Annotated in this window: 11 protein-coding genes; 3 read left to right on the top strand and 8 right to left on the bottom strand. The window is 68.2% G+C overall.

All coding sequences use genetic code 11. From position 1 onward, the window contains the following. Positions 1 to 73 precede the first annotated feature (73 nt). The 3 genes from rpsD to aspS all read right to left on the bottom strand — a co-directional run bounded on the left by rpsD (position 74) and on the right by aspS (position 4,250). Positions 74 to 673 carry a 30S ribosomal protein S4 gene (gene rpsD / locus BC102111_RS04770; RefSeq protein WP_009377142.1) on the bottom strand — a complete coding sequence of 200 codons (600 nt, stop codon included), beginning with the start codon at positions 671 to 673 and terminating at the stop codon, positions 74 to 76. A 242-nt stretch (positions 674 to 915) separates the two neighbouring features. Continuing rightward, positions 916 to 2,427, bottom strand: a complete 1,512-nt coding sequence (locus BC102111_RS04765; protein WP_180960575.1) for a replication-associated recombination protein A — start codon at positions 2,425 to 2,427, stop codon at positions 916 to 918. A 41-nt stretch (positions 2,428 to 2,468) separates the two neighbouring features. Continuing rightward, on the bottom strand, positions 2,469 to 4,250 hold the full coding sequence (aspS, locus tag BC102111_RS04760) for an aspartate--tRNA ligase (RefSeq protein ID WP_101623735.1): 1,782 nt from the start codon (positions 4,248 to 4,250) through the stop codon (positions 2,469 to 2,471). Between the two features lie 98 nt (positions 4,251 to 4,348). On the opposite strand from aspS, the gene BC102111_RS04755 reads away from it, so the two are divergent. Then, entirely contained in the window at positions 4,349 to 4,684 is a 336-nt protein-coding gene (locus BC102111_RS04755; RefSeq protein WP_009377139.1) for an ArsR/SmtB family transcription factor, read from the top strand. A 36-nt stretch (positions 4,685 to 4,720) separates the two neighbouring features. On the opposite strand, the gene hisS is transcribed toward BC102111_RS04755, so the two are convergent. Further along, the gene (gene hisS, locus BC102111_RS04750; protein WP_101623734.1) at positions 4,721 to 6,055 is read right to left on the bottom strand and encodes a histidine--tRNA ligase; all 1,335 of its coding nucleotides are present in this window, start codon (positions 6,053 to 6,055) and stop codon (positions 4,721 to 4,723) included. Between the two features lie 85 nt (positions 6,056 to 6,140). Continuing rightward, positions 6,141 to 6,788, bottom strand: a complete 648-nt coding sequence (locus BC102111_RS04745) for an MBL fold metallo-hydrolase (RefSeq protein WP_101623733.1) — start codon at positions 6,786 to 6,788, stop codon at positions 6,141 to 6,143. Positions 6,789 to 6,894: 106 nt separating this feature from the next. On the opposite strand from BC102111_RS04745, the gene BC102111_RS04740 reads away from it, so the two are divergent. Beyond that, positions 6,895 to 8,247, top strand: a complete 1,353-nt coding sequence (locus BC102111_RS04740) for a DUF349 domain-containing protein (RefSeq protein WP_009377136.1) — start codon at positions 6,895 to 6,897, stop codon at positions 8,245 to 8,247. 146 nt (positions 8,248 to 8,393) lie between these two features. Next, on the top strand, positions 8,394 to 8,978 hold the full coding sequence (locus BC102111_RS04735; protein ID WP_009377135.1) for a hypothetical protein: 585 nt from the start codon (positions 8,394 to 8,396) through the stop codon (positions 8,976 to 8,978). Here the strand turns inward: BC102111_RS04735 and BC102111_RS04730 are convergent. Genes BC102111_RS04730 through secD form a run of 3 tightly spaced genes read right to left on the bottom strand, consistent with a single transcriptional unit; the run spans position 8,957 to position 14,612 of the window. After that, positions 8,957 to 11,254, bottom strand: coding sequence for a RelA/SpoT family protein (locus tag BC102111_RS04730; RefSeq protein ID WP_095375515.1), 2,298 nt, complete (start codon positions 11,252 to 11,254; stop codon positions 8,957 to 8,959). The genes BC102111_RS04735 and BC102111_RS04730 overlap by 22 nt on opposite strands. Positions 11,255 to 11,274: 20 nt before the next feature. Beyond that, a complete protein-coding gene (gene secF / locus BC102111_RS04725) occupies positions 11,275 to 12,291 on the bottom strand; it encodes a protein translocase subunit SecF (RefSeq protein ID WP_009377133.1) in 1,017 nt (338 codons plus the stop codon). Continuing rightward, positions 12,288 to 14,612 (bottom strand): protein translocase subunit SecD, encoded by a 2,325-nt coding sequence (gene secD, locus BC102111_RS04720; RefSeq protein ID WP_232252585.1) that lies wholly within the window; start codon positions 14,610 to 14,612, stop codon positions 12,288 to 12,290. The genes secF and secD overlap by 4 nt, the downstream gene beginning before the upstream one ends. Positions 14,613 to 14,634 lie beyond the last annotated feature (22 nt).

Below are 14,634 nucleotides of genomic sequence, written 5' to 3'. Positions count from 1 at the left end.
GCGCGTCGGCGCGTGCAGGTGAATGCACGACTGCCCGGAACGCGGGACGTTCCGGGCAGTCGTGAGAGGTGGCTCAGCGCGAGTAGAACTCGACGACGAGCTGCACGTCAGCGGTGATCGGGACCTCTTCGCGCTTGGGGCGGCGCAGCAGGGTGGCCTGCAGGCCCTCAAGGTTGACGTCGAGGTAGCCCGGAACTGCCGGGAGGACGTCGCGGTGTCCGCCGGCGGCGGCGACCTGGAACGGATCCATGTCGGCGCTCTTCGGGTGGACCTGGATCGTCTGGCCTTCCTTGACGCGGAAGGACGGACGGTCGACGCGCTGGCCGTCGACGGTGATGTGGCGGTGGACGACGAACTGGCGCGCCTGGGCGATCGTGCGGGCGAAGCCGGCACGGAGGACGAGGGCGTCGAGACGCATCTCGAGGAGCTCGACGAGGTTCTCACCGGTCAGACCTTCGAGGCGCTTGGCCTCCTTGTAGGTCTTGAGCATCTGGGCCTCGCGGATGCCGTACTGGGCGCGAAGACGCTGCTTCTCCTTGAGGCGGACCGAGTAGTCGCTGTCATTGCGGCGACGGGCGCGGCCGTGCTCGCCCGGGGGGTAGGGGCGGCGCTCGAAGTACTTCTCAGCCTTCGGGGTCAGCGGCAGGCCGAGGGCGCGCGAGAGGCGAGCCATCCGGCGGTTACGTGCTGGTGCTGGCACTGGGTTACCTTTCTTGGGTGCGGGTCGTCCCGGCAGGCATGATGTCCTCGCCCTGATCGGAACCGTTGTTTCCCCGGGTGGGAAAGAGGGATTGAGCGTCGAGAACCGCTCGCACCGACCGCCTTTACATATGAGGCACAACAGCTGACCATCTTAGCTCAGTCGCCGCGTCTCCCGCAACGCGCGGGCCGGGGCCGAACGCCGACGGGCAGCTCTCACTCCCCGCGCAGGAGACGGCGGATCGTCTCGAGGCGCTCCCCGATCGTGCGCTCCATGCCGTTGCCCGTCGGCGTGTAGTACTCCTTGCCGCGCAGCGCTTCGGGCAGGTGCTCCTGTGGTGCCACGCTGTGCGGGAAGTTGTGGGCGTACTTGTAGCCCTTGCCGTGGCCGAGCTGCTTCGCCCCCGGATAGTGGGCGTCCCTGAGATGCGCGGGGACCTCCCCGACGAGGCCGCTCCTGACATCGGCGATCGCCGCGTCGAGGGCCTTGTAGCTCGCGTTCGACTTCGGGGCCATCGCGAGATAGGTGACCGCCTCGGCGAGGGGGATCCGCCCTTCCGGCATGCCGATGTTCTGCACGGCTGTCGAGGCGGCCACGGCGATCGGCAGGGCCTGCGGGTCGGCCATGCCGATGTCCTCGGCCGCGGAGATGACGATCCGACGGGCGATGAAGCGCGGGTCCTCCCCGGCGACGATCATCCGCGCGAGATAGTGCAGCGCGGCGTCGACGTCGGAACCGCGGATCGACTTGATGAACGCGGAGACGACGTCGTAGTGCTGGTCGCCGTTCTTGTCATAGCGCACCACCGCTTCGCTGCTCGCCTCGGAGGCGGCCTCGACGGTGATGCGGATCGGGCTTCCTTCGCCGTCGGCCGACTCGTCGTCGACAACGTCACCGCCACGGCTCTCAGTGCTGACCGCCTTGGCAGCCTCGTCATCCGCACTCTCAGCGTCGTCGGTGACGTCGTCGCCCAAGCCGTCGCCGCGCTCCCCCGCCTGCGCCGCAGCGATGCCGGCGGCGGCCTCGAGGATCGTCAGTGACCGGCGGGCGTCGGCCCCGGCGATGCGGACGATGAAGTCCTTCGCCTCGGCATCGAGCTCGAACTCTCCCGCCAGACCCCGCTCGCTGACCATCGCGCGATCGAGCAGGGTCGAAATATCGTCATCGCCGAGCGGACGCAGCGTGAGCATGAGGGACCGTGAGAGCAGCGGGGAGATGACGGAGAACGACGGGTTCTCCGTCGTCGCCGCGACGAGGACGACGAGGCGGTTCTCCACGGCCGGCAGCAGAGCATCCTGCTGGGCCTTCGAGAACCGGTGGATCTCATCGAGGAAGAGCACGGTCGTGCGCCCGTACATCTCGCGTTCGCGCCGGGCGTTCTCGATGACCTGTCGGACGTCCTTGACTCCGGCGGTGATCGCCGAGAGTTCGACGAAGGTGCGTCCCGGCGCATGGGAGATGACGTGTGCGAGGGTCGTCTTCCCGACCCCGGGCGGACCCCAGAGGATCACCGAGGAGGCCCCCGCCCGGTCTCCCCCGCTCGCCTCGACGAGCTGGTGGAGCGGAGAGCCGGCGAACGTCAGATGCTCCTGGCCGACCACCTCGTCGATGGTGCGCGGACGCATCCGCACGGCCAGGGGGTCGAGTGCCCTGCCTGCGGGCGCACTCGGACCCGGGCCGGGGATCTCCCGGTCCGGGTCGGAGAAGAGGTCGGGACCCTGCGTCACCGCGGCCACCGTCTCACGCCGGCACCGACGTCATCGCGACATCAGTCGTCGGTCTCGGCGTCCGGTTCGAAGTCGACTCCCGCCTCGGCGCGCTGGGCTTCGGTGATCGGGGCCGGAGCCTGGGTGAGCGGATCGTAGCCGCCGCCGGACTTCGGGAACGCGATGACCTCGCGGATCGAGTCGACTCCGGCGAGCAGGGAGACGATGCGGTCCCAGCCGAAGGCGATGCCGCCGTGCGGGGGCGCACCGAACTTGAACGCCTCGAGGAGGAAGCCGAACTTCTCCTCGGCCTCGTCCTCGCCGATGCCCATGATCTCGAACACGCGCTCCTGGACGGCGCGCTGGTGGATGCGGATCGAGCCGCCGCCGATCTCGTTGCCGTTGCACACGATGTCGTAGGCGTAGGCGAGAGCGGCACCCGGGTCGGTCTCGAGGGTCTCGAGGTACTCGGGCTTCGGGGCGGTGAAGGCATGGTGGACGGCCGTCCACTGTCCTTCGCCCACGGCGACGTCGCCGGCGGCCTGCGCATCGGCGGCGGATTCGAAGAGCGGAGCGTCGACGACCCAGACGAAGGCCCAGTCGCCGTCCTTGATCAGGCCCACGCGCTCGGCGATCTCCCGGCGTGCGGCACCGAGGAGTGCGCGGGAGCTGTTCGCGTCTCCGGCGGCGAAGAAGATCGCGTCGCCCGGGTTCGCGCCGGCCGCCTCGACGAGACCGGCCTTCTCCGTCTCGGAGATGTTCTTGGCCACCGGGCCGGTGAGGGTGCCGTCCTCGGCGACGAGGACGTAGGCGAGCCCCTTGGCTCCGCGCTGCTTCGCCCAGTCCTGCCACGCATCGAGCTGGCGCCTCGGCAGCGATCCGCCGCCGGGGTAGACGACCGAGCCGACGTAGTCGGACTGGAAGACGCGGAACGGGGTTTCGGAGAAGAACTCCGTGAGGTTGGTGAGTTCGAGGCCGAAGCGCAGGTCGGGCTTGTCCGAACCAAAGCGCTCCATCGCCTCGTGATAGGTGATGTGCGGGATCGGCGTCTCGATGTCGTAGCCGATGAGCTTCCACAGGGCGACGAGGATCTCCTCGGCGAGGGCGATGATGTCGGCCTGCTCGACGAACGAGGCCTCGATGTCGAGCTGAGTGAACTCGGGCTGACGGTCGGCGCGGAAGTCCTCGTCGCGGTAGCAGCGGGCGATCTGGTAGTAGCGCTCCATGCCGGCGACCTGGAGGAGCTGCTTGAACAGCTGCGGCGACTGCGGCAGCGCGTACCACGACCCCGGCTGCAGGCGTGCGGGGACGAGGAAGTCGCGGGCGCCCTCGGGGGTCGACTTCGTCAGCGTCGGCGTCTCGATCTCGACGAAGCCGTGCTCGTCGAGGACCGTGCGGGCGGCCCGGTTGACCGCCGAACGCAGACGCATCGCGTGCGCGGGACCCGAACGGCGCAGATCGAGGTAGCGGTAGCGCAGACGCGTCTCCTCGCCAACGGTGCCGGAGTCCTCCGCGTGGTCGGAGACCTGGAAAGGAAGGGGTGCCGCCTCGGCGAGGATCTCCACGTTCGTGTCGACGATCTCGATCTCACCGGTGGGCAGGTTGGGGTTCTGGTTGCCCTCGGGGCGCAGGGAGACCGTGCCGGTGACCTTGACGACGGTCTCATTGCGCAGTGCGTGGGCATCGTCCTCGCGGACGACGACCTGGACGATTCCCGAAGCATCCCGCAGATCGATGAAGGCGACACCTCCGTGATCGCGGCGACGATCGACCCACCCGGCGAGGGTGACGGTCTCTCCTGCGTTTGCGGCACGCAGGCTTCCGGATTCGTGGCTTCGCAGCACAGAGGGCTCCTTTACGATGGTCATGCGGGGAGTGCGTCAACCATGATAGTCGCTCGCACGGACATTCCCGCACGCACCGGCGGGCAGCGAGAGGACGCATGGACGGACACGAATCGGACCCGGCCCCCACCTCGGCGCAGGTCGAGGTCGCGGCGGAGACGTTCCGCATGCTCTCCCAGGCCACCCGACTGCGCGTCGTGTGGACCCTGGTCCACCAGGAGCTCGATGTCTCCTCCCTCGCCGAGGCGATCGGTGCGACCGTGCCCGCCGTGAGCCAGCATCTCGCCAAGCTCCGTCTCGCCGGGCTCATCTCCTCCCGCCGGGACGGGCGGAGGATCTTCTACACCGTCGACGACCCGCACGTCGTCTCGATGGTGCGGGAGATGTTCGACCACATCGCCCCCGACGGGTCGCTCGCCCCCGACCCGGAGTGAGGCGGCAGCCCTGAGTGAGTCAGGGACCCCGAGCCGTCAGCCCTGCGTCACCTGCGGCCAGCGGTCCTCGGCGCTCGGCTCCCACGTCTGCGCGTCCGCGGGCGTCTGCTCGCCGGTGCGGATGTCCTTGACCTCGTGACCGGACTCTCCGTCGGTGAACCACACGAAGGGGATCCCCCGGCGCTCGGCGTAGCGGATCTGGCGGCCGAACTTCGCCGCACTCGGTGAGACCTCGCACGGGATGTCGCGGGCGCGCAGGGCGGTGGCGACCGCGTCGGCCTCGGCCCGGCGCTCCTCGTCGGTGACGGCGACGATGACGGCCGACGGGGTTCCGCGGGTCGCTGAGATGCCGGAGTCCTCGCCGAGGACGAACGCCATGAGGCGCGAGACGCCGATCGACATGCCCACACCCGGGTAGGTCTTCTTCCCCACCGTGGCCAGCGAGTCGTAGCGTCCGCCTGAGGCGACGGAGCCGAGCTCCTCGTGTCCGACGAGCTGCGTCTCGTAGACCGCGCCCGTGTAGTAGTCGAGTCCGCGGGCGATCTTCAGCTGCGCGACGAGGACGCCGGGCGCTCGCTCGGCGGCGGCGGTGAGCATCCTCGTCAGGGACTCGAGGCCCTCGTCGAGGAGGGGGTGCTCGACGCCGAGGGCGCGCACCTCATCGGCGAAGTCGGGCGAGTCCGATTCGATCGCGGCCAGAGCGAGGCACAGCTGCTGCTGGCGCTCATCGGCTCCCGCTTCGGCGGCGAGGAGCTTCGCGACCTCCTCGGGTCCGATCTTGTCGTACTTGTCCAGGCACCGGAGCACTGCGGGAATGTAGGTGAGTCCGATGCCGCGGGCGAAGCCCTCGAGGAGGCGGCGGTCGTTGACGACGATGCGCACCGGTGGCACCCCGAGCGGGGCGAGCCGGGCGAACGCGTCGGCGATGATGAGCGGGATCTCGACCTCGACGTGGCCGGGCAGCTCGGCGTCGGCGATGACGTCGACGTCAGCCTGGATGAACTCGCGGTAGCGCCCGGCCTGCGGCCGCTCACCGCGCCACACCGGCTGGATCCGCGCGGCCCGGAACGGGAAGCTCAGCTCGTTCGCGTTCTCGGTGACGAAACGGGCCAGCGGCACAGTGAGGTCGAAGTGGAGGCCGAGCGGATTGCGCTCGGTGCCCTCGGAGTGGAGTCGGGAGACCGCGAAGATCTCCTTGTCGATCTCCCCATCCTTGGCGAGCTGGCTGATCGGTTCGACGGCACGGTGGTGGAGGGCGGAGAAGCCGTGGAGGGCGAAGGTGTGCTCGAGGATGTCGATGATGCGCTTCTCGATGACGCGCTCCGCCGGAAGCCGTTCCGGGAATCCGGACAGACGGGCTGACTTCGCCATGGTTCTCCTTGCTCGTGTGGATGCTGCCCTGGCAGGCAGTGCCGGTGCCTCGCCGAGGCGGCACCTCGGGCGGCTGTGGATCGGATCAGAGGAACGGGTTCGTCCGGAGTTCGTGACCCACTCGCGAACCCGGACCGTGTCCAGGATAGATGGGAACGTCGGGCAGGTCCGCAAAGGCCCGCAGTGTGCTGCCCATCGCCTCGGCGTCGCCGCCGGGCAGGTCGATGCGCCCGATGGCTCCGGCGAAGACGACGTCGCCGGTGAAGACGACCTCCTCACCGTCGGCGCTCACCCGCAGCAGGGTCGACCCTTCGGTGTGGCCGGGGGCGGCGACCGCGGTGACGGTGAGTCCGGCGACGGTGACGGCGGTGCCGTCGGTGAGCGGGACCACCTCGGCGGGGGCCTGCCAATCGGTGAGCAGCGGAGCGATCATCTGTGCGAACGCCGGCCCCAGGGTCTCCCCCGGTGCGGCCATCCGGTAGTGGTCATCGGCGCCGAGGTGGACGGGAACGTCCCAGCGCTCGAGCATTCCCGGCAGCCCGAGGATGTGGTCGGGGTGGCCGTGGGTGAGGAAGATCGCCTGCGGGGTCAGTCCCTCCTCGGCGAGGACCTCGGCGAGGCCGGGAGCGGCGTCGAAGCCGGCATCGACGAGGATGCAGTCGCTGTGCCCCTCGGCGCGCACGGCGTAGCAGTTGACGTCGAGGAATTCGGCACGGGTGGTCAAGACATCCATGGGCAGAGTCTATCCAGACGGTGGCGGATGGTTATGCTGGTGTCACGCAATGATCGAGTGATCGGCGAGACCGCCGGTTCGACCGATGAGGAAACAGGTGAGAGACATGTCGACCCCGACCCCCAAGCCGACTCCCCGCCCGTCGTCGCTGCCCCGCCCGCAGGCGGCTCAGCCGGTGACCGGGACCACCGTCGACCACGACGCCGAGGTGGCGCGCGCGGTCACGCACGGTCGCGCGGACGAGCAGGGGACGGTGTTCGTCATCACCGCCGACGGTGAGCGTGAGGTCGGCCAGTACCCCGACGCGACCGGTGAGGAAGCCGTCGAGTACTTCGCGAAGAAGTACGTCGAGCTCGTCGAGCACGCCGCTCATCTGCGCAACCGACTCTCCGCCGGAGCGCCCGGACGCGAGGTGACGACGGCGGCGACCGCGCTGCGGGACTCGCTCGCCGACGCGAACGTCGTCGGCGACCTCAAGGGTCTCGCCGCGACCCTCGACACGCTCCTCTCCGATGCCAAGGCGACGGAGTCGAAGCAGGCGGCCCGCGCCGAGGCGGCCAAGCTCGAGGCCGCGCAGAAGCGCGAGGAGATCGTCGTCGAAGCCGAGACCCTGGCAGGCAAGGATCCCGAGAAGATCCAGTGGAAGGTCTCCGGTGCCCGTCTGCGGGAGCTCTTCGCCCAGTGGAAGGACATGCAGCGCAGCGGACCGCGCCTGCCGCGGTCGGTCGATCAGGAGCTGTGGGGCCGATTCTCGCAGGCCCGGAACACCTTCGAGCGCAAGCGCAAGGACTTCTTCGCCGAGCTCGACAAGCACAACTCCGAGGGCAAGCGGATCAAGGAGAAGATCGTCGCCGAGGCGGAGTCGCTGTCCGGGTCGACCGATTTCCGCACCGTGTCCCAGAAGTACAAGGACCTGATGACCCAGTGGAAGCGCGCCCCGCGCGCCTCGCGCAAGGACGACGATGCCCTCTGGGCGCGCTTCCGTGCCGCCCAGGACGTCTTCTTCGCCGCCAGGGATGCGGAGAACGCCGCACTCGACGAGGAGTACAAGGGCAACCTCGAGGTCAAGGAAGCGCTGCTGAAGAAGGCGCAGGCGCTGCTGCCGATCACGGATCCGGTGGCAGCGAAGCGTGAGCTCCGGGTCATCCAGGACGAGTGGGAGGAGGCCGGGAAAGTGCCCCGCGCCGATGTCTCCCGGATGGAGAACGGTCTGCGCGAGGTCGAGCGGGCGCTCGCCGACGCCGAGGACGCGGCGTGGAAGCGGAGCAACCCCGAGACCAAGGCCCGCACCTCGGGGGCGCTGAGCCAGCTCGACGAATCGATCGCCGAACTCGAGGCGGCGCTCGAGACCGCGAAGGCCTCAGGCGACGAGAAGTCCGTCGCTGATGCGCAGGCCGCTCTCGACGCCCGGCGTGCGTGGCGCGATCAGCTCGCTCAGACGGCGGCCGAACTCGACTGACGCTCAACAGCTTCTCGTCAGGGCCGGACGGTGAACCGTCCGGCCCTGATTCTTCTCTGTCCACAGGCGCGGACCCGAGTCCGTGGTTGTCCACAGGCCGACGATTCGGTCTTGCCCTCCCAGGGTGAGACGACGATAGTGGCCTCATGGAGGACATCTTCCGACTCCGCGACTACGGCTACGAGCAGCTCACGGAGCTCACCCTCGACGGTCTGCTCGTCCCGCTGACGGAGACGACGTGGGTGCGGTCGGGTGCGGTGCTCGGACCAGAGGATCGCATCAGTGCGCTGGCGGCGCAGATCCCAGCGCGGCTCGTCGTCTCGCACTCGACTGCCTGGTGGGTCCATGTCGGTCTCGGTCGGGCGCCGAGCCCGCTGACCTTCACGACGCATCCGCGCAGGAGGGTGCTCGACCAGGACGGAGCCGTCGTCCACGAACTCAACCTCGGCCGCGGCGACTGGGAGACGATCGCCGGTCTGCCGGTGACGACGCCGATGCGCACGCTCTACGATCTGCTCCTGCCGCACGTCCGCCGTCCGGAGGCGGGTTCGGCCAGGGCGGTGGCCGAGATCATCGACGAGGTGCCGCCCGCGATGCGCACGCGTTTTCGGCTCTACCTCGACGGGGTCTCCCGGCGGCCGTACGCCGCGCAGATGCGGGAGGTCGTCGATCGGCGCGGACACACCTCGACCCCCTGGCCGCGCGCCCCTCAGCCTCCCGAGATGCGGTAGACGTCGAAGACGCCTTCGACCTTCCGAACGGCGGAGAGCACCGTGTCGAGGTGGCTTGCGTCGCTCATCTCGAAGACGAACTTCGACTGAGCGACGCGGGCCTTCGAGGTCGCCACGGAGGCGGAGAGGATGTTGACGTGGGTGTCGGTGAGGACCTTCGTGATGTCCGAGAGCAGTCCCGAGCGGTCGAGGGCTTCGACCTGGATCTGGACGAGGTAGACGCCGCTCGTCTTCTCCCCCCAGGAGACCTCGACCATGCGCTCGGGTTCGCGTTCGAGGGAGACGACGTTGGGACAGTCCACCCGGTGGACGGAGACTCCCGAGCCGCGGGTGACGAAGCCGACGATCTCATCCCCGGGCACCGGGGTGCAGCAGCGGGCGAGTTTGACAAGGACGTCGTCGACGCCCTTGACGACGACGCCGCCCGAGGACGAATGATGGCCCGAGGACTGGCCGGTGCGGTTGCGCGGTGCCGGAGGCAGGACCGCGGCCTCCTCGTCGTCGCCGACTTCCTTGGCGAGCAGGTCGACGACGTGGGCGGCCGAAGTCACCCCGTTGCCGATCGCCGCGTAGAGCGCGGTGACGTCGGGCAGGCGCAGCTCGGTCGAGACGACCTGGAGCGCCTCTTGGCTCATCAGGGCGTTCGCGGAAAGGGAATGGCGGCGCATCGCCCGGGCGAGCTGCTCGCGGCCGTTCTCGATCGCCTCTTCGCGGCGCTCCTTGGAGAACCACTGGCGGATCTTCGACCGGGCGCGCGGGCTCTTGACGAAGCCGAGCCAGTCGCGGCTGGGACCGGCGTTCTCGTCCTTGGAGGTGAAGACCTCGACGGAGTCGCCGTTCTTGAGCTCGGTGTCGAGGGCGACGAGGCGGCCGTTGACCCGGGCGCCCATCGTCTTGTGCCCGACCTCGGTGTGCACGGCGTAGGCGAAGTCGACCGGCGTCGCCCCGGCGGGCAGGCTCATGACGTCGCCCTTGGGCGTGAAGACGTAGACCTCCTTCGAGTTGACCTCGTAGCGGAGGCTGTCGAGGAACTCGTCGGGGTCGCTGACCTCACGCTGCCAGTCGAGGAGCTGCCGCAGCCACGCGGCGTCGTCGACGCCGCCGTCGTCGGAGACCTTGACGGAGCGGGCGGTGTTCGAGGTGATCGCCTTCGACGGGTTGCCGCGGTCCTTGTACTTCCAGTGCGCGGCGACGCCGAACTCGGCTCTGCGGTCCATCTCGTGGGTGCGGATCTGGATCTCGACGGGTTTGCCGTTCGGGCCGATGACCGTCGTGTGCAGGCTCTGGTACATGTTGTACTTCGGCATCGCGATGTAGTCCTTGAACCTGCCGGGAACCGGGTTCCAGCGGGCGTGGACGATGCCGAGGGTGGCGTAGCATTCGCGGACGGTCTCGACGAGGACGCGGACTCCGACGAGGTCGTAGATGTCGGCGAACTCGTGACCGCGCACGACCATCTTCTGGTAGATCGAGTAGTAGTGCTTCGGGCGGCCGGTGATGGCCGCCTCGATGCCGGATTCGGCGAGCTCGGACTGGAGTTCGGACGAGACGGTCGCAAGGTACTTCTCGCGCTCGGGCGCACGGTCGGCGACGAGGCGGACGACCTCGTCGTAGACCTTGGGGTGGAGAACCTGGAACGAGAGGTCTTCGAGCTCCCATTTGATCGTGTTCATGCCCAGCCGGTGCGCCAGCGGGGCGTAGATCTCGAGGGTCTCGCGGGCCTTCTTCGTACTCGAGGCGGCGGGGACGAACTTCCACGTGCGGGCATTGTGGAGGCGGTCGGCAAGTTTGATGACGAGGACGCGGATGTCCTTGGCCATCGCGACGATCATCTTCCGCACGGTCTCCGACTGGGCGGCCTGACCGTAGGTGAGCTTGTCGAGCTTCGTCACCCCGTCGACCATCGCGGCGACCTCGGGGCCGAAGGACTCGGTGAGCTGCTCGAGCGAGTAGTCGGTGTCCTCGACGGTGTCGTGGAGCAGAGCCGCCGCCAGGGTGACGGGGAGCATGCCGATCTCGGCGAGGATCGTCGCCACCGCCACCGGGTGGGTGATGTAGGGGTCCCCGGACTTCCGGGTCTGACCGCGGTGGGCCTCCTCGGCGACCGTGTAGGCACGGACGACGAGGTCGATGTCGGCCTTCGGATGGCTCGCCTGCAGGGCACGGATCATCGGTCCGAGCACCCTGGGGTAGTCGGCGTTGTTCTGTGCCCTGGCCGCCCACCAGGCCAGACGGGAGATGCCGCGCGGACGGCGCGATTCAGCTGATGATGCCATCACATCCCCCTCTCAGCGTCTCAGACCTCGGCGTGGATCACCGGTGGAACGTCCTCGGATCCATTCCGTAAACGCAATTCTCGCACGGCTTCTTCCTGTTCCTTCACCGCGGGTTCGTTCGCTCGCAGAAGCGCGTAGAGGGGGCTGGCGACGAAGAGGGTCGAGGCCGCGGCGACGATCGTGCCGATGAACAGCGACAGGGAGATGTCGACGAGGGTGCCGGCGCCGAGGAGGAACACGCCGATGAAGAGGATCGAGGCGATCGGGAGGACCGAGACGACCGAGGTGTTGATCGAACGCACCGTCGTCTGGTTGACGCCGAGGTTGACGAGCTCGGAGAACTTGAGGTTCCGTTTGTCCTGGAATCTCGTCGTGTTCTCTCTGATCTTGTCGAAGACGACGACCGTGTCGTAGAGCGAGAAGCTCAGGACGGTGAGGAAGCCGATGATCGCCTCGGGTGTGACCTCGAAGCCGGTGACCGAGTAGATGCCCATGGTGATGATCATGACGACGAAGAGGCCGATGATCGCTGCCAGGGACATCTTCCAGGTGCGGAAGTAGAGGGCCATGACGATCATCGCGATGGCGACGAAGATGACGAGGGCTCTGATCATCTTCGACGTCACGTCAGCGCCCCATTGGGGACCGACGAAGGTCGAGGTGACGTCCTCGGCATTGACCGAGTAGCCGGAGGCCAGGGCGTCGCGGACCTCCTGCATCTGGGGGTCGGTGAGCTGGTTCGTCTCGATCCTCACCCCGGTGTCCCCGGTGGGGGTGAGCCGGGGTTCGGAGTCGGGGACGACATCGGTGACGATCGATTCGCCTTTGGCCGCCGAGGTGTCGGTGACGTTGTCGACCTGGAACTGCGACCCGCCGCGGAAGGCGATGCCGAAGTTGAAGCCGGCGACGAGCGGGACGAGGAGGGAGAGGAGGACGAGGACGCCGGCGATGCCGAGCCACAGCTTCGCCTTCCCGACGAACGGGATCGACGACTCGCCGTTGTGGAGGCGGTTGCCCCACGCGAAGAACCGTTTCACTTCTCGTCTCCCGTCTCGTCGTCGGACTGCTGCGCCGCACGCCTGGCGGCCGCCTTGCGTTCGGCGATGGTGCCGCCGCCCGCACTCGGCTCCGTCCGTGAGCGTCGCCGCTTGCCGGAGCGCGCACTCGAGGTCTTCTTCTCGGCGGTCGTGCTCGACTCCGCAGTCACTTCTGTGTCTGCCGCCTCAGTCTCCTCGGCGGCTTCGCTCGACGTCGTGCGGGTGGCGGTCTTCGTCGTGCCGTGCTCCTCGGCGGTCGCCTCGGCACTGGTCGCGGAATCGGAACCGCCCGAGTTCGCAGCGGACTCGCTCTTCGCCTTCGCGCGCCGGCCGGCGATCGTGTCGCTGTCGATTCCGGCTTTGCGGGCGCGCGCCTTCTCCCGGCGCTTGGCTTCGGGAGACTTCTCCGACTCGGGGAGGTCGATGTTGAGCGCTCCGCGGTAGGCGGCGCGTTTGACGCCGAGCAGACGCGGGTCCATGCCCGACATCGGGTGTCCCTGGCCGAAGAACTTCGTTCTCGCGAGCACTTCGAGCATCGGATGGGTGAAGAGGAAGACGACGATGATGTCGACGATCACGGTGAGTCCGAGGGTGAACGCGAATCCGCGCACCGAGCCCACGGCGAGGATGTAGAGGATCACCGCGGCGAGCATGTTCACCGACTTCGACGCCCAGATGGTGCGCTTGGCGCGGTCCCAGCCGACTTCGACAGCCGAGAGGAGGTTGCGGCCGCTGCGCAGCTCGTCCCGCACGCGTTCGAAGTAGACGATGAAGGAGTCCGCTGCCATGCCGATGCCGATGATGATACCGGCGACACCGGCCAGGGAGAGGCGGTAGCCGTATCTCCAGGAGGCGATGAGCAGCAGCAGATAGGTGAGCACACCGACGACGACGAGGCTGGCGACCGTGACGAGGCCGAGCACGCGATACTGCAGGAGCGAGTACACGACGACGAGGATGAGGCCGACGAGGCCGGTGAGCAGGCCGATGTTGAGGTAGTTCGCGCCGAGGGTCGGCGAGATCTGCTCTTCGCTCTGCACCTGGAAGCTGATCGGCAGGGAGCCGTTCTTGAGCTGGTTGGCGAGCGTCTGCGCCTCGTCGAGAGTGAAGTTGCCGGAGATCTCTGCACGGCCGTCGGAGATGACGGCGTTCGAAGTCGGGGCGGAGAGGACGAGGCCGTCGAGGGCGATGGCGAACTGGTTGTACGGCTGCTGCAGGCCCGTGATCGCCGAGGTGATCTGCTTGAAGATCTCACGGCCGGTGTCGTCGAACTCGAGGTTGACGGCGGGCTGGTTGGTCTGGACGCCGTTGGCGCCGGCCGCATAGCCGAAGCTCGCGTCCTTGAGGTGGTCGCCGGAGAGTTCGACGGGTCCGAGCACGTACTTCGCCGAACCGTCCTGGGCACATGCGACTACGGGTTCGTCGGCGGGCTGCTGCTCACCACCGGTCCGGTTCTTCGGGTCCGTGCAGTCGAGTTCCGTGTAGCGCTTGACGATGGCCTCGGTCTGCCATTCCGAGGCGTCCTTCTCCGGGTCGAAGAGGGGACGCGGTGTGGAGTCGGTGACCTTCGTGTCCTCGCCCTGACCTTCGCCGGCCGGGGTCTCGCCACCTGCGGGAGACTCTCCGCCGGCCGGGGTCTCCTCGCCGGAGCCCGAGGCGTCTTTGCCGGCAGGGCCGGGAACGCTGCCGCCGGCGTTCGGGTCGGTCTCAGTTCCGTTGCCGGTCTCAGCGCCGCTGCCGGTGTCGACTCCGGCGCCGGTTCCGGTGCCGGAGTTGACGACGGCTCCGCCGCCGGCCGGCGATTCCTGATTGCCGCCGGTGAGCTCCTCGAGGCGCTTCCGCTCTTCGTCAGAGAGTCCGTCGTCGCCATTGGCGCCGCCGTTCTCGCTGCCCTGCTGCTCCTCATTGATCTGCTCCTGGGAGCGGGGGTCGCCGACGAGTGCGACCCGCCGGAACACGAGCTGCGCCGAGGAGCGGACGAGGTTGCGGGTCTCCTCATCGGGATTGCCGGGCAGGTTGACGACGATGTTCCTGTCGCCCTGGGTGGTGATCTCCGCTTCGGAGACGCCGGTCGAGTCGACTCGCTGGCGGATGATGGCGACCGCCTGATCGAGCTGCTCCTTGCTGATGGTCGTGTCCTCGGAGACCTGGGGCTCCAGGATGATCGAGGTGCCGCCTTCGAGGTCGAGGGCGAGCTTCGGTGTGGTCGTCGCGTCGGACCAGATCACTCCCCCGGCGAGGACGCCGCCGAGGACGAGGGTGACGATCGCCAACCACAGGAACCGCAGACCTGGTCGCGGCTTTTCTTCGATATCGGACACGATTCAGCTTTCGATCGGGTGC

It is taken from the genome of Brevibacterium casei CIP 102111 (assembly GCF_900169275.1).
Lineage (GTDB): Bacteria > Actinomycetota > Actinomycetes > Actinomycetales > Brevibacteriaceae > Brevibacterium > Brevibacterium casei.
Note: the sequence above shows the minus strand (reverse complement) of the source record. Positions and strands in the feature narration are given on the sequence as shown.

What these genes read in the sequence shown, in the direction of transcription:
- rpsD (WP_009377142.1), bottom strand. Translation starts at nt 673, where the DNA reads ATGGCTCGCCTCTCGCGCGCCCTCGGCCTGCCGCTGACCCCGAAGGCT.
- BC102111_RS04755 (WP_009377139.1), top strand. Translation starts at nt 4,349, where the DNA reads ATGGACGGACACGAATCGGACCCGGCCCCCACCTCGGCGCAGGTCGAG.
- hisS (WP_101623734.1), bottom strand. Translation starts at nt 6,055, where the DNA reads ATGGCGAAGTCAGCCCGTCTGTCCGGATTCCCGGAACGGCTTCCGGCG.
- BC102111_RS04745 (WP_101623733.1), bottom strand. Translation starts at nt 6,788, where the DNA reads ATGGATGTCTTGACCACCCGTGCCGAATTCCTCGACGTCAACTGCTAC.
- BC102111_RS04740 (WP_009377136.1), top strand. Translation starts at nt 6,895, where the DNA reads ATGTCGACCCCGACCCCCAAGCCGACTCCCCGCCCGTCGTCGCTGCCC.
- BC102111_RS04735 (WP_009377135.1), top strand. Translation starts at nt 8,394, where the DNA reads ATGGAGGACATCTTCCGACTCCGCGACTACGGCTACGAGCAGCTCACG.
- BC102111_RS04730 (WP_095375515.1), bottom strand. Translation starts at nt 11,254, where the DNA reads ATGGCATCATCAGCTGAATCGCGCCGTCCGCGCGGCATCTCCCGTCTG.